Here is a 19,083-nt window from a genome sequence, read left to right as displayed (position 1 = left end):
TATTGAGAGCGACCGACAGAACCGTTCAGTAGTGGCGCCACCAGAGGTTGACGGCGTAGTCGACCTCGCAGCCGGGATGCTCGGCCAGGAACGCCTCGGCCAGCTCGGCGGGGAACTCGATGCGCAGCACGGCGGCCAGGTCCTCGCGGCGCTCGAACAGCCAGCGGATCAGCAGCGGCTCCCGCTGGAACCCCTGGCGCGCCCAGAAGCGCTCCACCGCCTGCGGGTCGTAGGAGGGCAGCCAGCGGCGGAACCAGCCGCCGAAGGTGGAGCGGGTGGCGTCATTGTCGATGATCATGGCGGCCCCGCCGCGCCGCACCACCCGGCGCAGCTCGGCCAGCCCCGGCTCGCAGCCCGGCCCGAAGAAGTACGCCCAGCGCGCGTGCACCACGTCCACCGAGGCGTCCGGCAGCGGGATCGCCTGGGCGGCGCCGACGCGCACCGTCACGTTCGGCAGGTCGCGCACCCGCCGCCGGGCCGCCGCCGCCAGGCCCGAGTGCGGCTCCACGCCCACCACCCGCGCCGCCTCGCGGGCGAACATCGGCAGGTGGTAGCCGGTGCCGCAGCCCAGGTCCAGCACGTGGGCGCCGTCCCAGGGCCGGATCCGGCGCATGGCGGCCTCCAGCAGCCCGTCGGGGTCCACGGCGCGGTTTTCCAGCTCGTAGACCTGCGGGGAATTCCAGATGTTGGGGCTGGGCACGGCGCCCGCCGCGATCTCGACCACGACCTGTGAGGGTAGTGGGGTTCATCGGGCGGGAAGGCGGCCCCCAGGGTTCCCCGCGAATATTGAAAAAGATTCGGTGTTACCCGCATCATCGGCGTTGGAAGGACTGATCGCGCAAGTCAGCGCATAGGCTTTCGTTGCGCGGGTGTCGACGGGACGGGCGGCGGTGTTCGATCCGGCGGGGGACCGCACGGCGCTCGGCAGGGAAGCCAACGAGCGATCATCAGGCGAGGGAGCAGTGACTCCGCAGCACAACGGCGCAGTACCGGCGGGGCTCCGGTTGCCGGACGCCCCGGTGACGCTCTCGACCGCCTCGGTCTTCCCGGAGCGGACTCCCAGCGCCTTCGAGATCGCCGCCGCGCTGGGCTATGACGGCGTCGAGGTCATGGTGGCCACCGACGCGGCCTCCCAGGACGTCAACGTGCTGCGCCGGCTGTCGGACTACCACCAGGTGCCGATCAAGTCGATCCACGCCCCCTGCCTGCTGCTGACCCAGCGGGTGTGGGGACGCGAGCCGTGGGGCAAGCTGGTGCGCTCCAAGGAGGTCGCCGAGGCGCTGGGCGCCGAGGTGGTGGTGGTCCACCCGCCGTTCCGCTGGCAGCGCGAGTACGCCCGGGAGTTCATCCAGGGCCTGGCGCGCATGCAGGAGGAGACCGACGTCATCTTCGCCGTGGAGAACATGTTCCCGGTGCGGGCGCGCGGCGCCGAGGTGGGCATGTACTCCCCCGGCTGGAACCCGGTCGAGCTGGATTTCCCGCATGTGACGCTGGACCTGTCGCACACCGCGGTGTCGGGCTCGGACGCGCTGGAGATGGCCACCGAGCTCGGCGGGCGGCTGCGGCATGTGCACATGGCCGACGGCATCGGGATCAGCAACAAGGACGAGCACCTGGTGCCCGGCCGCGGCAGCCAGCGGTGCGCCGAGGTGCTGGAGAAGCTGGCCGCCGACGGGTACACCGGGCACATCGTGCTGGAGGTCAACACCCGGCGGGCGGCCAGCCGGGCCGAGCGGATGGAGGACCTGGCCGAGGCGCTGGCGTTCACCCGGCTGCACCTGGCCGCCGCCGACCGCACCTGGGAGGTCACGTCGGCCGGAGAGGTCTCCCGCCGGAGCGCGCGCTGATGGCGGCCGGCGCCTCCGAGCGGACCCGGGGGCGGCGGCCGGGCCCCACCGAGACCCGGGAGCAGATCCTGGACTGCGCCCGCCGGCTGTTCGCCGACAAGGGCTATGACGGCGCCTCGCTGCGCGCCATCGCCCGGGAGGCGGGCGTCGACCCGGCGCTGGTGCACCACTTCTTCGGCACCAAGCAGGGCGTCTTCATCGCGGCGATGAACCTGCCGCTGGACCCGGCGGCGGTCGTCGCCCGCCTGCGGGACGTCCCGTCCCGCCGCGAGCTGGGCGCGGCGCTGGCCGAGACCTTCCTGGGGGTGTGGGAGGACCCCGAGCGGCGCATCCCGATGCTGGCGCTGGTGCGCTCGGCCATGACGAACGAGCAGGTCGCCACGATGCTGCGGCAGTTCATCGCGGCCACCTTGCTGGGACCGCTCGCCGAGCGGTTCGGCATCGCCCCGATCCGGATGGAGGCCGCCGCCGGGCAGCTGGTCGGGGTGGCCATGCTGCGGTACGTCCTCGGCCTGGAGCCGATCGCCTCCGCCACCGCGCAAGAGCTGGTGGAGCTGCTGGCGCCCGCCCTCCAGCGCCACTTCGACGGGGACTGACCGGACTTTCGTACGGGACGCGCGACTCCTTGCCACTCCTGCTGCGGCGACATAAATTCAACACATGATGAGTTCTACTTCCGCGGGCCCGCCACAGGCCGCGGTGAGCGTCCGCGACCTGCACGTGGACCGCGGCGGCCGGCCGGTGCTGCGCGGGGTGAGCTTCGAGGTGCCGCGCGGTTCGGTGGTGGGGCTGCTGGGCCCCAGCGGCTGCGGCAAGACCACGCTGATGCGGGCGATCGTGGGCGTGCAGATCGTCAAGAGCGGCACCGTCACGGTGCTCGGCCGCCCCGCCGGCGACCCGGCGCTGCGCCGCTCGGTCGGCTACGCCACCCAGACCCCGGCCGTCTACACCGACCTGACCGTCACCGAGAACCTGCGCTACTTCGCCGCGGTGCTGGGCGCCTCCCACCGCCACGTGCACCGGGCCATCGAGGAAGTGGGCCTGCGCCCCTACCGCGACCGGCAGGCCGCCACCCTGTCGGGCGGTCAGCGCAGCCGGCTGAGCCTGGCGGTCGCCCTGCTGGGCGAGCCCGAGCTGCTCGTCCTGGACGAGCCCACCGTCGGGCTGGACCCGCTGCTGCGCCTGGAACTGTGGGAGCTGTTCCACCGCCTGGCCTCCCGGGGCACCACGCTGCTGATCTCCAGCCACGTCATGGACGAGGCGGCCAGGTGCCGGCGGCTGCTGCTGATGCGCGACGGCGAGATCCTCGCCGACGACACCCCCGAGGCGCTGCGCGCCCGCACCAAGGCCGCCGACCTGGAGGAGGTCTTCCTGCACCTGATCGCCGAGCGCCGGGAGAAGAACGGGCCGCGCGAAAAGGAGGGACGGCCATGAGCCCTGCCATCACACTGGCCACGGCGCGGCGCATCCTCAGCCAGCTTCGGCACGACCACCGCACCCTCGGGCTGATCGTCGGGGTGCCCAGCCTGCTGATGGTGCTGCTGCGCTACATCTTCGACCAGCCGGGGATGTTCGATCGGGTGGGCCCGCCGCTGCTGGGCGTGTTCCCGCTGGTCATCATGTTCGTCGTCACCAGCGTCGCCACGCTGCGCGAACGGGCCGGCGGCACGCTGGAGCGGCTGATGACGATGCCGCTGGGCAAGCTGGACCTGCTGCTGGGCTACGCCCTGGCCTTCGGGCTGGTGGCGCTGCTGCAGGTGGGGGTGGTGCTGGCCATCTCGCTGACCTGGCTGGGCCTGGAGCCGGCCGGATCGGTCGGCCTGCTGGTGGCGGCGGCCGTGCTCAGCGCCCTGCTGGGCGTCGCGCTCGGGCTGCTGGCCAGCGCGTTCGCCCGCACCGAGTTCCAGGCGGTGCAGCTGATGCCGGCGTTCGTGCTGCCGCAGGCGCTCTTGTGCGGCCTGTTCGTGCCGCGGGAGCAGATGGCCGGCTGGCTGGAGGCGATCTCCACGGTGATGCCGCTGACATATGCGGTGGAGGCGATGCAGGAGGTCGGCCGGGAACCGGAAATGACCGGGACGCTGGCGGTGGACATCGCGGTGATCGCCGGGTGCGTCCTGGCGGCCCTGGTGCTCGGCGCCGCCACGCTCCGCCGCCGCACTCCCTGAAGACCTCCTAAAAGCCCCGGAAAGCCGCGGGCCGATTGTGGTCGCGGAAGAAAAACGGGCATATGAAGCCGGTCGAAAGGGAGAAGACGGCTTGTAAACTCCGCGCCATGAGCACCCGGTCATCCCAGGAATTCCCCGCGGACGCCGATTCCCAGGACGGCGCATCCCCCGGCGCCGTCCCGGGCAGGGAGGGCGAGGCGGAGGAGACCTCGGCCGCCAAGGCGCGGCGCAAGCGCCGCCGCCGTACGCTCCTGCTGTCGGCGCTGGCCCTCCTGCTGATCGTCGTGCTCGGCGCGGGCGCCCTGGTGTGGCAGCGGCAGGCGTCCTACAACGGCAACATCGACCGGCTGCCCGGCACCATGCCGACCGGCCGGCGGCCCGGCCCCAACGTGGTCGGCACCGAGAACTGGCTGCTGGTGGGCTCCGACAGCCGGGTGCAGGCCAACACCACCGGCGAGGGCGGCCAGTTGTGGCGGCCGGGGCAGCAGCGCTCGGACACGCTGATGCTGCTGCACCTGCCGGCCAAGCGGGACAAGGCCTACATCATCTCCATCCCCCGCGACTCGTGGGTGGAGATCCCCGGCTACGGCTACCAGAAGATCAACGCGGCGTTCTCCTACGGCGGTCCGCCGCTGCTGATCCAGACGGTCGAGGCGCTGACCAACGTCCGCATCGACCATTTCGGTGCGATCGACTTCAACGGCTTCAAGGCCATGACCGACGCGCTCGGCGGCGTGGACGTGCACATCGACAAGACCGTGCACGACCCCATGAACCACGTCACCTGGCAGGCCGGCAAGCAGCACCTGGACGGCGAGAAGGCGCTGCTGTTCGTCCGGCAGCGCTACAACCTGCCCAACGGCGACTTCGACCGGATCAAGCGTCAGCAGGCGTTCTTGAAGGCCATCATCCAAAAGGCCGCCGAGGGCGGCACGGTCACCAACCCGATCAAGCTCGACCGCTTCCTGTCGGCGTTCACCAAGTCCATCAGCGTGGACGAGGGGGTGTCGGCCGGCCACCTGCGGTCGCTGGCGCTGAGCATGCGCAACGTGCGCGGCTCGGACATCAAGTTCCTGACCGTCCCGAACAAGGGCCCGGCGGCACGCGGCCGGCAGAGCGTGGTGCTGCTGGACGAGGAGAAGGCAGGCCGGCTGTTCGAGGCCGTGCGCAGCGCCACGATGGCCGAGTACATCGCCGAATACGGCGGGACCAACAGCGTCGGCAAGGTCTCCTAAGACCTCTGCCAAGGCCCGCCCAGCGGCCCTGTGCGCCTGCCGGAGCGCCCTGCGGGCATCCGCATAACCTGGACATGGGGGACAGCGTGGTCCCGTCATAGAAGGGGTTGCAGCGTGCTTCGTCGGGTTCTGCTGGCCGCCTCCCGCAGCGGCGGCGTCCGCAAGGCGATGGAGACCGCGCCGTTCTCCCGCGGCGTGGTGCACCGGTTCGTGGCGGGCCGGACGGCGGAGGAGGCGCTGACGGTCGTGCGGCGCCTCACCGGCGGCGGCCTGCTGGTCACCGTGGACCATCTTGGCGAGGACACCACCGACGCCCGGCGGGCCGAGACGGTCGTGGAGAACTACCTGGCGCTGCTGGACCTGATCTCCACCGCCGGCCTGGGCGCCCGGGCGGAGGTGTCGGTGAAGCTGTCGGCGGTGGGGCAGGCGCTCGATGAGGAGCTGGCCCTGGAGAACGCCCGCCGGATCTGCGCGGCGGCCAAGGCGGCCGGCACGGCGGTGACCCTCGACATGGAGGACCACACCACCGTCGCCTCCACCCTGCGCATCCTGCGGGAGCTGCGCGAAGACCACCCGGAGACCGGCGCGGTCGTCCAGGCGTACCTGCGCGACGCCGAACGGCACTGCGCCGAGCTGGCCCACGAGGGGTCGCGGGTGCGGTTGTGCAAGGGCGCCTACGCCGCTCCCGCCGACGTCGCCTTCACCTCCAGGCACGAGATCGACAAGTCCTACGTGCGCTGCCTGAAGGTGCTCATGGCGGGCCGGGGCTACCCCATGGTCGCCACCCACGATCCCCGGCTCATCGAGATCGCCGGGGCGCTGGCGGTCTTCCATGACCGCGCCCCCGACAGCTTCGAGTACCAGATGCTGTACGGCATCCGGCCCGCCGAGCAGCGCCGCCTGGCCGCCATGGGCTCGCGGGTGCGGGTGTACGTCCCCTACGGCGGGGAGTGGTACGGGTACGCCATGCGGCGGATGGCCGAGCGTCCGGCCAATTTGGCGCTCATCCTGCGCTCGGTGGTGAGCGGGTCCTGAGCGTCGCCTGCTCGTCGCTAGGCTGGGCTGCGTGGGCAGACTCATCGCGATTCTCGGCGCCGGCAAGATGGGCGAGGCGCTGTTGTCGGGGGTGCTGCGGGCCGGCCGCCGCCCGTCCGAGCTGATGGTGACCACCCGCCGGGAGGAGCGCGGCGTCCTGCTGCGCGAGCGCTACGGGGTGGAGGTGGTCACCAACGCCGAGGCCGCCAAGACGGCCGACACGTTGATCCTGTCGGTCAAGCCGCAGGACATGGACGCCCTGCTGGGGGAGATCCGGCCGCATGTGCCGCCCGGCCGGCTGGTGATCTCGATGGCGGCGGGCATCACCACCTCCTTCATCGAGCAGCGCCTGCCGGAGGGCGTGCCGGTGGTGCGGGTGATGTCCAACACCCCGGTGCTGGTGGACCAGGCGATGAGCGTGGTGTCGGCGGGCTCGCACGCCGGTGAGGAGCACCTGAAGCTGGCCGAGGAGCTTTTGTCGCCGGTCGGCAAGGTGCTGCGCATCCCCGAGTCGCTGCAGGACGCGGCGACCGCGCTGTCCGGCAGCGGCCCGGCCTACTTCTACTTCCTGGTCGAGGCGATGGTGGACGCCGGCATCCTGCTGGGCATGCCGCGCGCCGCCGCGCTGGAGATGGTGATCCAGTCGGCGGTGGGGGCGGCGATCATGCTGCGCGACTCCGGGGAGCACCCGGTGCTGCTGCGCGAGGCGGTCACCTCGCCGGGCGGCACCACCATCGCCGCCATCCGCGAGCTGGAGCGGCACGGGGTGCGGGCCGCCGTGCTGGAGGCCATCGAGGCCGCCCGCGACCGGGGCAGGGAATTGGCCGAGGGCTGAAAAGTCCCGGGCGGGATTTTCCGCCCGCCCGGTTGAGCCGGGCCGCGATCGCGTCCGTGATAAGGGGCATGAGAATTCTGCTGCAGATCCTGGTGGCCGCCGGGCTGGCCGTGGACGCGATCGTGCACTGGACGTTCGCCCCCGACATGGCCGGGCCCAAGCCCGGTCAGATCGACGGGGACACGCTGTTTTACGCGCAGGCGATCGTCGCGGCGATCTCGGGCGTGCTGGTGCTGGCATGGCCGCGGCGCTGGACGTTCGCCGTCGCCTTCCTGGTCGCCGCCAGCGCGGTGGGCGCGCTGCTGCTGTACTACTTCGTGGACGTGGGCCGGCTGGGGCCGATCCCGGCGATGCACGACCCGGCCTGGTACCTGGAGAAGACGCTCAGCCTGGTCGGTGAGGGCGTCGCCACGGTCGCCGCGCTGGCCGGGTTCTTCCTGCTGAACCGCGCCGGCCGGGACGCCTCGGCGGGGGCCGGGCAGCACCGGGCGGCCGGCGGCCGGTAGCCGTCGTCTCCGGTCGGCCTTCCAGGGGAGTTGATATCTTCCCTTTTGGGGCATCTGTAGGCAGGTGTCCGCTTTTTGTGAGGCAGGTGCAGCCACCCGGCGGTGCCTTCCGCTCGTCCTGACCGGGGCGCTGGCGATCGCCCAGCTCGGCGCCTGCGCCAAGAGGGACGAGCCCGAGGGAGTGCGCCTGGGCACGGTGACGCGCTCGGACGTGACCGAGGTGATCGAGGCGCCGGGCACGGTGACGGCACGGGCCACGGCGACGCTGCGCGCCCCGGCCGAGGGCGTGCTCAAACGGCTGCACGTGACCGACGGCGACCGGGTCCGCCGCGGCGAGATCCTCGCCGAGATCGACTCGCCGCAGGCCCGCGAGCGGCTCCGCCAGGCCCGCGAGGCCGACGCCGAACTGGCCGCCGGCACCCTCCCGATGGGACCGGAACCCTCGGCCTCCCAGCGGCGCAGCGACCACATCGCCCGCCAGGGCTTCCAGACCGCCCGGCGGGCGGCCGCCCAGATCCCCGACCCCGGGCGGCGCGCCCGGATGCTGGCCGAGATCGCACAGACCGAGGCCCAGTACGCCGCCGCCGCCGAAAGCGCCCGCGCCGCCGTCGAACGGCTCCACGCGGGCCTGGAGAACGTCACCTCGGCGATGCAGGCCGTCGCCGCCGCCCAGCGCGTCCAGGCCCGGGCCGCGCTGCGGGCGGCCGAGCGCACCGTGGCGGAGCTGACCTTGCGGGCACCCTTCGACGGCGTCGTCTCCCTGGGCGGCCCGGCGGCCCCCGCCGGGGACCTGGGCGAGCTGGCCGGCCGGCTGCCGCAGCGGCTCGGCGGCGGAGACGGCCTGCAGGAGCTGGGCGGCGGCGCGTCCGCCGAGGCCGCCTCCGTGGCCGAGGGAGCCCCTGTGACCGCCGGCGGCGCGGTGGTGACGGTCACCGACGTCTCCCGCCTCACCGTCTCCGCCGACGTGGACGAGGCCGACGCGCTGAAAGTCGAGCCGGGCGTGCCGGCCGAGGTGGAGGTGGACGCCGTCCCGGGCGCCGCCTACCCGGCCGAGGTCACCGGCGTCGGCGCCGGCCCGGCGCGCTCGGCCGGCGGCGGCGTGACCTACCGGGTCACCCTCGTCCTGCGGCGCGGCCGGCTCACCGACGGCGCCGAGGCGCCCTGGCCCAAGCCCGGGATGAGCGCCGTGGTGAACCTGCGGGTCCGCGAGGTCGCCGACACCGTCGCGGTGCCGTCCTCGGCGGTGCTGACCAGCGGCCGCGACAACGCGGTGTGGGTGGTCTCCGGCGGCCGGGCCCAGCGGCGGATCATCCGGATCGGCGCCCAGGGCGAGACCATGACCGAGGTCACCGCCGGGCTGCGGGTCGGCGAGCGGATCGTGGTGCGCGGCGCCGGCGCCGTCGAGCAAGGGCAGGAGCTTCCCGGCCGATGAGCGTCCCACCCGCCGTGGAGGCCATCGACGTCACCCGCGCCTACGAGCTGGACGGCACCCGGGTGCAGGCGCTGCGCGGGGTCAGCCTGCGCATCGGCGAGGGCGAGTTCGCCGCGATCGTGGGCCCGTCCGGGTCGGGCAAGTCCACCCTGATGCACCTGCTGGGCTGCCTGGACAGGCCCACCGGCGGGACGCTGCGGATCGGCGGGCGCGACGTGGCCGCCCTCTCCGACGCCGAGCTGGCCGAGCTGCGCAACAGCCGCATCGGGTTCGTCTTCCAGTCCTTCCACCTGCTGCCCCGCACCAGCGCCCTGGACAACGTGGCGCTCCCGCTGGCCTACCGGGGGGTGCCGCGCGGTGAGCGGCGGCGGCGCGCCGCCGAGGCGCTGGCCCGGGTGGGCCTGGCGCACCGCCTGGACCACCGTCCCGCCCAGATGTCCGGCGGGGAGCAGCAGCGGGTCGCCATCGCCCGCGCCCTGGTCGGCGAGCCCCGCCTGGTGCTGGCCGACGAGCCCACCGGCAACCTCGACACCGCCACCGGCCATGAGGTGATGGACCTGCTGGCCCGGCTGAACGCCGAACAGGGCGTGGCGGTCGTGCTGGTCACCCATGAGGCCGACATCGCCGAACGCGCCCGCCGCCAGATCCACATCCGCGACGGCCGGATCGAACGCGACACCTGCCCGACGCGTCCGCACGACGCCCAGCGGCTATGAGGCGACGTCCGGAAAAGGGCGGGGAAGGACGCAGGAGATGAGGCTGGCCGAATCGCTGCGGGTGGCGCTGGAGGCGCTGCTGGTCAACCGGCTGCGCAGCGCGCTGACGATGTTCGGCGTGGTGATCGGGGTGGCCGCGGTGGTGGTGCTGGTGGCGCTCGGCAGCGGCGCCCGCGACCTGGTCCAGCGGGAGATCGAGGGGCTGGGCTCCAACATCGTGTTCGTCGGCCCCGGCGAGTTCTCCCTGACCGCCGCGCCCACCGCCGGGCGGCTGGAGCTGACGGACGTGGAGTACCTGCGGCAGACCCTCGGCGAGGACTGCCCCATCGCCGTCTCGCTCAGCTCCGGGGAGACCGTCCGGGCCGGGCGCAACGAGGCGTTCGCCACCGTGCTGGGCACCAACGAGGCCCTGCCGGAGGTCTTCGACCGCCCGCTGCGCCCCGGCGGGCGCTACCTCACCGAGACCGACGTGGAGTCCCGCCGCCGCGTGGTGGTGCTCGGCCCGCGGGTCGCCGAGCGCATCTTCGGCGACGTCGACCCGGTCGGCCGCCAGACGATCATCGCCGGCGCCCGCTTCCGCGTCATCGGCGTCCTGGAGGAAAAGGGCCAGACCTTCGGCCAGGCCCGCGACAACGACCTGCACATCCCGGTGACCACCGCCCAGCGCCTGCTGGGCGTGAACCGGGTGGACTTCCTGGCGCTGCGCGCCCCCTCCGCCGCCGACACCGGCCGCCTGCGCGCCGCGGTGGTGGACGCGCTGGAGCGCCGCTACCCGGGCGAACGCTTCTCGGCGATCACCCAGACCCAGCTGCTGGGCACCGTCGGCACCGTGCTGAACGCGCTGACCGGCGTGCTGGCCGCCATCGCCGCGGTCTCCCTGCTGGTCGGCGGGGTCGGGGTGTCCAACATCATGCTGGTCGGCGTCCGCGAGCGCACCCGCGAGATCGGCCTGCGCAAGGCCCTGGGCGCCCGCCGCCGCGACATCCTCGCCCAGTTCCTGGCCGAGTCGGTCCTGCTCACCTCCATCGGCGGCGCGATCGGCATCGCCCTGGGCATCACCGGCGCCCTGGCCATCACGACCCTGTCCCCGGTCCCCGCCACCATCACCTGGTGGTCCCCCCTCCTGGCCTTCACCGTCTCGGCCGCCGTGGGCATCTTCTTCGGCGTCGCCCCCGCCCGCCGCGCCGCCCGCCTGGACCCCGTCACCGCCCTCCGCACCGAATGACCACGCCCGCCCGGCGACCTGCCGCTTCAGGCACAGCCCGCAGCAGCCGGTGCCGATGGCTCGTTCGTTGTCCTCGGCTACGCCGACCCGCTTGATCCGCGGCATCGCTTACTCGGAGGGCGTACGGCCATGCCCGCATCAGAAGCGCCGAACATGTGGCCCGCTGTAATGTGCCGTTCGGCTGTATGCGGGAAGCGGCACTCGATGAGGACGAGTCCTGAAGTTCATAGCCGATCTCGCCACCGAGCCCAGGTAGCCGCCATGCGCATCTCCCCGGATCTTTCCCGTGTCACCTGGCGCAAGAGCTCCAAGAGCACCACCACCGGCAATGAGTGCGTCGAGCTCGCCGCGTTCGGTGACGTCGTCGCCGTTCGCGACTCCAAGAATCCGGACGGGGCGAGGCTGGTTCTGCGGTCGGCGGGCTTCCGGCGGCTGGTCGAGGACGTCCGTCGCGGTCGCCACGGCATCTGACCAAAGTTCGGTGACTTCGGGGGCGCCGGCTCGGCCGGGGGGCGGGCGGCCTTGCCGGGGTTCGCTGATCGTCCGGTGACCGTGTCGCGCCGGGGTGCTCTCGCGGGCGTCCGGTCGTCAGGCGACGGCGCCGGAGCCCGAGGCGGTGGGGTCGGTGAGGACGGACCGGATGAAGCGGGCGGTCTCGTCCATCGCGGCGCGGGCCTCCGGCAGGAAGCGGTTGAGGAGCTGGAAGACGTGGAACTGGCCCTCCCAGACCTGCAGGCGGCAGTCGGTGCCGGCCTCGGTGAGGGCCGCGGCCAGGCGTTCGGCCTCCGGGCGCAGCGCCTCGGCGCCGCCCACCTGGATCAGCACCGGCGGCACGCCGTTCCAGGAGCACTCCAGCAGCGCCAGGCGCGGGTCGTTGAGTTCGGCCTGGCCCATCACCAGGCGGCCGATCCGGCGGACGGTGTGGGCGCTCAGGTAGGCGTCGCGCACCTGGGCGTCGTATTCCAGGGACAGCTCGCAGGTCAGGTCGACCCAGGGGGAGTAGAGCACCAGCCCGGCCGGGGTGGGCAGGCCGGTGCGGCAGATCTCGCCGGTCAGCGAGGCGGCCAGGTGCCCGCCGGCCGAGTCGCCGGCGATCACGATCCGGGAGGCGGGGTAGCCCTCCTCCAGCAGCCACCGGTAGGCGGCCAGGGCGTCCTCCAGCGGCGCGGGGAAGGGGTGCTCGGGCAGCAGCCGGTAGTGCGGCACGAACACCGGCAGCTGGGTGTCGACCGCCAGCCGGGAGGTGATCGGACGGTGGCTGCGCGGCGAGCAGATGATGTAGCCCCCGCCGTGCAGATACAGCACGGCGGCGTCGCCGACCTGGCCCTTTTCCGGTACGAGCAGCTCGCCTGCCAGGTGGCGCCCGTCGCCGTCGGCGTCTTCCAGCGGGATCCGCACGCCCCGTACCCGGGTGCCGGGATGGTGGCCGACCAGTAATGAGGCGGCCTCCACGGCGGTGCGGGCGGTGCGGATCCCGACCGGGTGGCCGGGCAGCCGGTGGACGATGGGCCGCAGCCCGAGCCGCAGCGCGCGGGAGAGCACCGCGCTCTGCACGCTGGGACGGCGGCCGGAGGAGAAGCCAGGTGCGGTCGTCGGATCGACGGCCGGATCTGCGGCGCTGGCCTCGGGCGGCCGGCAGGCCGCCGGAGGTTCCGGTGACGTCGGCTCCATCGGCACCCCACAGGTCGATGTTTCTTAGGTGTTAACTAATGCCCACTTGCGCGGATAATTCACGTCTACGGTTGTTTGTCGCATCTTCGTGAGAGTCGGCCGGGCGCGCCGGCGGCGCGGGGCGATAGCGTGAGGGCATGAGCAGCGCTGCGCCATCCGACCGTCCCGGCCCCTGCAACCTGCGGGTTCTCTGGGACGACCGGCTCATCTCCTACGACTTCGGGCCCACCCACCCGCTCAACCCCGTCCGGGTGGAGCTGACCATGGCGCTGGCCCGCGAATACGGCGTGCTCGACCAGTCCGGCGTGGAGGTCACCGGCTTCGAACCGGCCGGGGAGGTGCTGCTGGAGCTGATCCACGACCCCTCCTACATCGCCGCCGTGCGGTACGCCGGCTCCACCGGGATGCCCCAGCTGCGGCACGGCCTCGGCACCGCCGACAACCCGGTGTTCATCGGCATGCACGAGGCGTCCACGCTGGTGGCGGGGGCGTCGGTGGCGGCGGCCGAGGCGGTCTGGACCGGCCGGGCCCAGCATGCGGCCAACATCGCCGGCGGGCTGCACCACGCCATGCGCTCGGCGGCCAGCGGCTTTTGCGTCTACGACGACCCGGCGCTGGCCATCGCCTGGCTGCTGGAGAACGGGGCCGAGCGGGTCGCCTACGTCGATGTGGACGTCCACCACGGCGACGGCGTCCAGGCGGCCTTCTACGACGACCCGCGGGTGCTGACCATCAGCCTGCACGAGACGCCGCGCACGCTGTTTCCGGGCACCGGCTTCCCCGAGGAGATCGGCACGGGCGAGGCCAAGGGCACCGCGGTCAACGTGGCGCTGCCGCCGGGCACCGGGGACGCCGCCTGGCTGCGGGCCTTCCACGCGGTGGTGCCGCCGCTGCTGCGCGCCTTCCGGCCGCAGGTGCTGCTCACCCAGCACGGCTGCGACACCCACGTGCTGGACCCGCTGGCGCACCTGACGCTGACCGTGGACGGCCAGCGGGCCGCCTATGCGGCGCTGCACAAGCTGGCGCACGAGACGGCGGGCGGGCGCTGGATCATCACCGGCGGGGGCGGCTATGAGCTGGTCCAGGTGGTGCCGCGGGCCTGGACGCACCTGCTGGCCGAGGCGTCCGGACGGCCGCTGGAGGCGGGGACGGACACCCCGGAGGCCTGGCGCGACTTCACCCGGCGGCGCACCGGGCAGACCGCCCCCCGCCGGATGACCGACGTACCGCCGGAGCGGGCCGGCGAGACCGAGGGCTGGGAGGAGTCGGCGTGGGGGAACGGCTACGATCCGAGCGATCCGGTGGACCAGGCGATCCGCGCGACCCGCAAGGCGGTCTTCCCCGAGCACGGGCTGGATCCACTGGGCGAGCCGTGACCGTTCCCTCCCGCGCCGAGCTGCGCGAGCACCTGATCCGCACGATGATCGCCGGGGATGTGGCCACCCCGCGGCAGAGCAATCTGCTGCACTACCGGCGGATGGCCAAGGGCGACCCCTACTACCGGTTCGGGCTGGACCTCAAGCGCTCGTGGACCGAGCGCGAGGTGCTGGAAATGATGGTGCGGATGTGCGGGGTGAACCCGGACCGGATGCACCTGTACGGGGACGACACCATCGACCCGGACAAGACCATCGACGCCCTGGAGCGCATGGCCGAGCGGATCGGCCAGGCGGCGCGGCGCCGGGAGAAGGTGGTGCTGGCCACCGGGCACCCGGCCACGCTGATGCCGATCTACCTGGCGCTGGGCCGGGCGCTGCGCGAGCGGGGCTGCACCGTCCTCACGCCCGCGGCCGGCTGGTCCTATGCGGCGGAGGTGGGCGCCTCCGCCCCGCAGCGGCGCCGCATCCGCTACGAGGAGGGCATGGTCGCCGCGCTGGAGGACGATGACGGGCGGCTGCACCACACCCACGATCCGTTCCCCATGGAGGCGATGCTGTCCGAGGCGGCAGGGACTTCTAACGGTTCGGATAGCTCTGCGCCAGCGGAATCTAAAAATTGGCCGGATCTGGCCATCGCCGATCATGGCTGGGCCGGGGCGGCCGGCCAGGCCGGGATCGACACCGTCGGCTTCGCCGACTGCAACGATCCCGCCCTGTTCGCAGGGGAAGTGGAGGGGCGGATCCTGGTCACCGTGCCGATGGACGACGGAGTGCACCCGGCTTGCTATGAGCCACTGACGGCATACCTGATGTCCCATGCGGGGCTGATTGCCTGAACTTCCCTCTTGCGACTACGGTTGCACGATTTACGCTGGGGGAAGAAACACGTGCGTGATCGAAGTCACCTGAAGGGTCGGTGCTCAGCACGTGTGGAAGAGGGCGTCCGATGGGCTCAGGCGAGCGACCTCTGAGTGAGGTCAGGTTCCTGACAGTGGCCGAAGTGGCGGCGGTGATGCGGGTGTCCAAGATGACCGTTTACCGCCTCGTCCACTCTGGCGAGCTGCCCGCCATCCGGGTGGGCCGCTCGTTCCGGGTCCCCGAACAGGCCGTACACGACTACCTGCGCGACGCGTTCATCGAAGCCGGATGACCGCGGGCGCCGCGGGGCGCGAGGCCTCCGCGGACGCCGGGAATCCAAGGCGCAGGCCGGTCGGCGGCATGGGGGGAGGAGAACACGACAACAGGCCCGGTGGCCCGGCCACCGGGCCGGGACGAGACCGGCGGGGGCCGGTGGAAAGACCGGCGGCCCCGCTCCGGACGGCCGGGCGAACCGGCCGTCCGGAGCCGGCATGCCGGAAAAAGAAAGCGCCGCCGCATAGGCGGTGGATCTCCCGCGGGGAGCGATCGCACGGATCACAGTGACGGCCGTGCGGCTCCCGGGCGCGCCCGTGTCCCATGGCACGTTCTGGGGACGTTCTCGGGATGTCCCCGACCCGGTAACGGACACGCCGGTATTGCACACAGGAGCGTGCGGGTACGGGACCTGCGGCATGGTATGCGCTCCAACAGCGGTACGCTTGACCGTTGGACAGCGCCCCGATGCCTTAGTCGCCGGGGTGTCGTGTGTCCATCCCCTGCACACCCTGGACGAGTGAGGTCACGTGGGCTCTGTTATCAAGAAGCGTCGCAAGCGGATGGCCAAGAAGAAGCACCGCAAGCTGCTGAAGAAGACTCGCGTCCAGCGCCGCAACAAGAAGTGAACAAGCCGGCCACATAGCCGTAAAGGGTGGGGTGCACTGTGTCCGGTATGCCCTCCGCCGCCGCCCGTGTCGTCCTGGTCACGGGGGTGTCCAGGTTCCTGGGAGCCCGCGTGGCGGGCGCCCTGCAGGCCGAACCCGGCATCGAGCGGGTCATCGGCGTGGACACGGTACCCCCCACGGCGTCGCTGGGACGCACCGAGTTCGTACGCGTCGACATCCGTACGCCGAGCATCGCCAAGGTGATCTCTTCGGAGCGGGTCGACACGGTGGTCCACCTCAATCTGGAGACCGCCCCGGTCGGCCCGCGCTCGAAGATGAAAGAACTCAACATCATCGGCACCATGCAGCTGCTGGCGGCCTGCCAGCGCTCGCCGGACATGCGCAAGCTGGTGGTGCGCTCCTCGGCCGCGGTGTACGGCTCCTCGCCGCGCGACCCGGCGGTCTTCACCGAGACCGACGAGCCGGCGGAGGCGCCCTCCTCCGGATACGCCAAGGACGCGGTGGAGGTGGAGGGCTATGTCCGGGGGCTGATGCGGCGCCGCACCGACCTGACGGTCTCCCTGCTGCGCTTTGCCAACTTCCTGGGCCGGGAAGTGGACTCCCCCCTCACCCGCTACCTGCGGCTGCCGGTGGTGCCGACCGTGCTGGGGTTCGACCCCCGGCTGCAGTTCGTCCACCCCGACGACGGGGTGGAGGTGCTGCGCCGGATGACCGTGGAGGACCACCCCGGCTGCTACAACGTGGCCGGCGACGGCGTGCTGCTGCTGTCGCAGGTGCTGCGGCGGGCCGGCCGGCCGTCGGTGCCGGTGCCGGAGCTGTCCGCGCAACTGTTGGGCGATCTGGGCCGCCGCTTCGCCGGGCTGTCGGGCTTCTCCTCCGACCTGCTGCGCTGGCTGATGTACGGACGGGTGATCGACTGCTCGAAACTGGCGGCCGAGCTGGGCTGGCGGCCCAAGTACTCGGCCGAGGCGGCGCTGGAGGACTTCCTGCAGGCCGCCGAGCCCGGGCACAGCCCCATGCAGGAGGCCGTGGAACGGCTCATCGGCCTGCTGGGCGAACGCGCCCGGCCGCCGGCGCGGCCCCAGCCGCCCCCCTCCCGCTTTGAGGGCCTGACCACCGTCCCGCCCCGGAACGGACCGCGGAGATGAGCGCGCGCAGACCCCGAGAAGGCGCGAGTGAGCCGCCCATGGCTCAGGTCATCCCGATCAACCCCGATGCCGCCACCGACTCGCCCGGACGCAGCCGGCTGGAGGAGCGGCTGGCCGCCGGGCTGGACTTCCTGCACCGCCGCCTGTCCGGGCGCTATGAGGTCGACGAGTTCGGCTTCGACCCCGAACTGACCGACGCGGTGCTGATCCCGGCGGCCCGTCTGCTGTATGAGCACTGGTTCCGGGTCGAACTGCGGGGCCTGGAGAACGTCCCGCCTGAAGGCGGCGCGCTGGTCGTCGCCAACCACTCCGGGACGCTGCCGCTGGACGGGCTGATGCTCCAGGTGGCGCTGCACGACCACGCCCACCGCGACGTCCGGCTGCTGGGCGCCGACCTGGTCTACCAGCTGCCGCTGCTGGGCCACCTGGCCCGCAAGGCCGGGCACACCCTGGCCCACCCGGCCGACGCCGTCCGCCTGCTGACCAAGGGCGAGCTCGTCGGGGTCTTCCCCGAGGGCTACAAGGGGATCGGCAAGCCCTTCCGGGAGCGCTACCGCCTGCAGCGCTTCGGCCGCGGCGGCTTCGCCGGGATCGCGCTGCGCACTCAGGTCCCCATCGTGCCGTGCGCGATCGTCGGCGCCGAGGAGATCTACCCCAAGATCGGCGACATCCCGGCGCTGGCCCGGCTGCTGGGCCTGCCCTACTTCCCCGTCACCCCGACGTTCCCGCTGCTGGGCGCGCTGGGCGCGGTGCCGCTGCCGTCCAAGTGGCTGATCCGCTTCGGCGAGCCGGTGCCGATGGACGGCCTGGGCCCGGAGGACGCCGACGACCAGATGACGGTGTTCGAGCTCACCGACCGCGTCCGCGAGACCGTCCAGCAGATGCTCTACGACACCCTCCTGGAGCGCGGCCCGGCGTTTTAGCCCCGCGGCCGCTAGGCCCGGTGGTAGTGGCGGCGCAGCGCGATGCCCGCGGCCACCCCGCCGGCCAGGGCGCCCGCGCCGGCGGCGGCCGGCAACGCCATCATCGTCACCTTGCGCCCGGTGCGGAAGTCGTGGATGGGCCAGCCGTGGGCCTTGGCGTGCTCGCGCAGCGCCGGGTCGGGGTTGACGGCGTGCGGGTGGCCGACGGTGGTGAGCATCGGCAGGTCGTTGATGGAGTCGCTGTAGGCCGAGCAGCGCGACAGGTCCAGCCCCTCGCGCTGCGCCAGCGCCCGCACCGCCTCGGCCTTGGCCGGGCCGTGCAGCAGATTGCCCACCAGGCGGCCGGTGTAGACGCCGTCGCGGGTCTCGGCGACGGTGCCCAGCGCCCCGGTCAGCCCCAGCCGGTGGGCGATGACCCGGGCCACCTCCACCGGGGTGGCGGTGACCAGCCAGACCTGCTGGCCGGCGTCCAGGTGCGCCATGGCCAGCTCCCGGGTGCCGTGCCAGATCCGGTCGGCCATGATCTCGTCGTAGATCTCTTCGCTGAGCCGGACCAGGTCCTCGACCTTCTGCCCGGCCACGAAGGCCAGCGCGGCCTCCTTGGCGGTGCCGATGTGCTCGGCGTTCTCCACCCCGCGCAGCCGGAACGCCGCCTGCCCCCAGGCGAACATGGCCAGGTCCCGCAGCGTGAACAGCTTGCGGGCGGCCAGCCCGCGGGCGAAGTAGTAGATGGACGCGCCGCGCATCATCGTGTTGTCCACATCGAAGAAGGCCGCCGCCGCAGGGTCCGGCTCGGGCCTGACCGCGCGCGGCTTGGCGGCCGCGGCCGCCGCCTCGCCCGCGCGCACATGGTCCGTCTCGGCGCGCCGCCAGAATCGCCGCATGCCTGGCAGCCTAATCAACGCGGCCCGCAATGCCGCGCATTCGGCTGCAAAAGCGATGCCACTCACGTGTCCGCCTTCCGTGGTTCCCACGCGGCCCGCGGGTCCTCGGGCGTCGTCGTGGTGGAGCGGGGCGTGTCGCGCGGGCCGGACGGCGCGGCGGACACCAGCCGTTCCCGCAGCGCCGCCCGGAAGTCCGCATCCGGCCCGACCCGGGCGCCCCGCAGCCGGGAGAGCGCCTCCAGTTCGGCGCGCCGGCGGCGGTAGGCGCCGCGGCGCCCTCTTCTCCCGCTCCTCGCCATGCCCGCAAGAACGAGCGGACCGC

At 72.7% G+C, this 19,083-nt stretch carries 22 protein-coding genes; 18 read left to right on the top strand and 4 right to left on the bottom strand.

Going from position 1 to position 19,083, the window contains the following annotated elements:
• Nucleotides 1-25: 25 nt before the first annotated feature.
• Nucleotides 26-724 (bottom strand): class I SAM-dependent methyltransferase, encoded by a 699-nt coding sequence (locus BUE48_RS22265; protein WP_502694622.1) that lies wholly within the window; start codon nucleotides 722-724, stop codon nucleotides 26-28.
• A gap of 238 nt (nucleotides 725-962) precedes the next feature.
• Between BUE48_RS22265 and BUE48_RS22260 the strand changes: the two genes are divergently transcribed.
• The 12 genes from BUE48_RS22260 to BUE48_RS22205 all read left to right on the top strand — a co-directional run bounded on the left by BUE48_RS22260 (nucleotide 963) and on the right by BUE48_RS22205 (nucleotide 11,467).
• Nucleotides 963-1,847, top strand: coding sequence for a sugar phosphate isomerase/epimerase family protein (locus tag BUE48_RS22260; protein ID WP_012854774.1), 885 nt, complete (start codon nucleotides 963-965; stop codon nucleotides 1,845-1,847).
• A complete protein-coding gene (locus tag BUE48_RS22255; protein ID WP_012854773.1) occupies nucleotides 1,847-2,443 on the top strand; it encodes a TetR/AcrR family transcriptional regulator in 597 nt (198 codons plus the stop codon). Before BUE48_RS22260 ends, BUE48_RS22255 begins: the two co-directional genes overlap by 1 nt.
• A gap of 67 nt (nucleotides 2,444-2,510) precedes the next feature.
• Nucleotides 2,511-3,281: a heme ABC exporter ATP-binding protein CcmA gene (gene ccmA, locus BUE48_RS22250; protein WP_286990923.1), complete on the top strand. Its 771-nt coding sequence runs from the start codon at nucleotides 2,511-2,513 to the stop codon at nucleotides 3,279-3,281.
• Nucleotides 3,278-4,012 carry an ABC transporter permease gene (locus BUE48_RS22245; protein ID WP_286990921.1) on the top strand — a complete coding sequence of 245 codons (735 nt, stop codon included), beginning with the start codon at nucleotides 3,278-3,280 and terminating at the stop codon, nucleotides 4,010-4,012. The genes ccmA and BUE48_RS22245 overlap by 4 nt, the downstream gene beginning before the upstream one ends.
• A 107-nt stretch (nucleotides 4,013-4,119) precedes the next feature.
• Nucleotides 4,120-5,247, top strand: coding sequence for an LCP family protein (locus BUE48_RS22240; RefSeq protein ID WP_148233080.1), 1,128 nt, complete (start codon nucleotides 4,120-4,122; stop codon nucleotides 5,245-5,247).
• Between the two features lie 114 nt (nucleotides 5,248-5,361).
• Entirely contained in the window at nucleotides 5,362-6,282 is a 921-nt protein-coding gene (locus tag BUE48_RS22235; RefSeq protein WP_286990919.1) for a proline dehydrogenase family protein, read from the top strand.
• 31 nt (nucleotides 6,283-6,313) lie between these two features.
• Nucleotides 6,314-7,117 carry a pyrroline-5-carboxylate reductase gene (gene proC / locus BUE48_RS22230; protein ID WP_012854769.1) on the top strand — a complete coding sequence of 268 codons (804 nt, stop codon included), beginning with the start codon at nucleotides 6,314-6,316 and terminating at the stop codon, nucleotides 7,115-7,117.
• Between the two features lie 68 nt (nucleotides 7,118-7,185).
• Nucleotides 7,186-7,623, top strand: a complete 438-nt coding sequence (locus BUE48_RS22225) for a hypothetical protein (protein ID WP_012854768.1) — start codon at nucleotides 7,186-7,188, stop codon at nucleotides 7,621-7,623.
• Nucleotides 7,624-7,687: 64 nt separating this feature from the next.
• Nucleotides 7,688-9,055 (top strand): efflux RND transporter periplasmic adaptor subunit, encoded by a 1,368-nt coding sequence (locus tag BUE48_RS22220; RefSeq protein WP_012854767.1) that lies wholly within the window; start codon nucleotides 7,688-7,690, stop codon nucleotides 9,053-9,055.
• Nucleotides 9,052-9,771, top strand: coding sequence for an ABC transporter ATP-binding protein (locus BUE48_RS22215; protein WP_012854766.1), 720 nt, complete (start codon nucleotides 9,052-9,054; stop codon nucleotides 9,769-9,771). The genes BUE48_RS22220 and BUE48_RS22215 overlap by 4 nt, the downstream gene beginning before the upstream one ends.
• A gap of 37 nt (nucleotides 9,772-9,808) precedes the next feature.
• On the top strand, nucleotides 9,809-10,996 hold the full coding sequence (locus tag BUE48_RS22210) for an ABC transporter permease (protein WP_286990914.1): 1,188 nt from the start codon (nucleotides 9,809-9,811) through the stop codon (nucleotides 10,994-10,996).
• 261 nt (nucleotides 10,997-11,257) lie between these two features.
• On the top strand, nucleotides 11,258-11,467 hold the full coding sequence (locus BUE48_RS22205) for a DUF397 domain-containing protein (protein ID WP_286990912.1): 210 nt from the start codon (nucleotides 11,258-11,260) through the stop codon (nucleotides 11,465-11,467).
• A gap of 117 nt (nucleotides 11,468-11,584) precedes the next feature.
• On the opposite strand, the gene BUE48_RS22200 is transcribed toward BUE48_RS22205, so the two are convergent.
• Nucleotides 11,585-12,667 (bottom strand): alpha/beta hydrolase, encoded by a 1,083-nt coding sequence (locus BUE48_RS22200; RefSeq protein WP_286990910.1) that lies wholly within the window; start codon nucleotides 12,665-12,667, stop codon nucleotides 11,585-11,587.
• 137 nt (nucleotides 12,668-12,804) lie between these two features.
• Between BUE48_RS22200 and BUE48_RS22195 the strand changes: the two genes are divergently transcribed.
• The 6 genes from BUE48_RS22195 to BUE48_RS22170 all read left to right on the top strand — a co-directional run bounded on the left by BUE48_RS22195 (nucleotide 12,805) and on the right by BUE48_RS22170 (nucleotide 17,877).
• Nucleotides 12,805-14,043 carry an acetoin utilization protein AcuC gene (locus BUE48_RS22195; protein WP_012854762.1) on the top strand — a complete coding sequence of 413 codons (1,239 nt, stop codon included), beginning with the start codon at nucleotides 12,805-12,807 and terminating at the stop codon, nucleotides 14,041-14,043.
• Complete coding sequence (locus BUE48_RS22190) at nucleotides 14,040-14,882, top strand: phosphatase (RefSeq protein WP_286990909.1); 843 nt, start codon at nucleotides 14,040-14,042, stop codon at nucleotides 14,880-14,882. The genes BUE48_RS22195 and BUE48_RS22190 overlap by 4 nt, the downstream gene beginning before the upstream one ends.
• 110 nt (nucleotides 14,883-14,992) lie before the next feature.
• Nucleotides 14,993-15,196, top strand: coding sequence for a helix-turn-helix domain-containing protein (locus BUE48_RS22185; protein WP_012854760.1), 204 nt, complete (start codon nucleotides 14,993-14,995; stop codon nucleotides 15,194-15,196).
• A 511-nt stretch (nucleotides 15,197-15,707) separates the two neighbouring features.
• Complete coding sequence (locus BUE48_RS22180; protein WP_012854759.1) at nucleotides 15,708-15,806, top strand: 30S ribosomal protein bS22; 99 nt, start codon at nucleotides 15,708-15,710, stop codon at nucleotides 15,804-15,806.
• A 47-nt stretch (nucleotides 15,807-15,853) separates the two neighbouring features.
• Complete coding sequence (locus tag BUE48_RS22175) at nucleotides 15,854-16,954, top strand: NAD-dependent epimerase/dehydratase family protein (protein WP_012854758.1); 1,101 nt, start codon at nucleotides 15,854-15,856, stop codon at nucleotides 16,952-16,954.
• A 38-nt stretch (nucleotides 16,955-16,992) separates the two neighbouring features.
• Nucleotides 16,993-17,877 carry a lysophospholipid acyltransferase family protein gene (locus BUE48_RS22170; RefSeq protein ID WP_286990900.1) on the top strand — a complete coding sequence of 295 codons (885 nt, stop codon included), beginning with the start codon at nucleotides 16,993-16,995 and terminating at the stop codon, nucleotides 17,875-17,877.
• Between the two features lie 11 nt (nucleotides 17,878-17,888).
• Here the strand turns inward: BUE48_RS22170 and BUE48_RS22165 are convergent, their stop codons facing one another.
• Together BUE48_RS22165 and BUE48_RS22160 are read right to left on the bottom strand one after the other, a co-directional pair.
• Nucleotides 17,889-18,761, bottom strand: coding sequence for an HAD family hydrolase (locus tag BUE48_RS22165; protein ID WP_012854756.1), 873 nt, complete (start codon nucleotides 18,759-18,761; stop codon nucleotides 17,889-17,891).
• A gap of 62 nt (nucleotides 18,762-18,823) precedes the next feature.
• Nucleotides 18,824-19,060, bottom strand: coding sequence for a hypothetical protein (locus BUE48_RS22160; protein WP_286990899.1), 237 nt, complete (start codon nucleotides 19,058-19,060; stop codon nucleotides 18,824-18,826).
• Nucleotides 19,061-19,083: the final 23 nt, after the last annotated feature.

Origin of the sequence: Thermomonospora sp. CIF 1, from assembly GCF_001896795.1 — a bacterium.
GTDB classification, from domain to species: Bacteria; Actinomycetota; Actinomycetes; order Streptosporangiales; family Streptosporangiaceae; genus Thermomonospora; species Thermomonospora curvata.
This window is presented reverse-complemented; position numbering and strand designations above follow the sequence as displayed.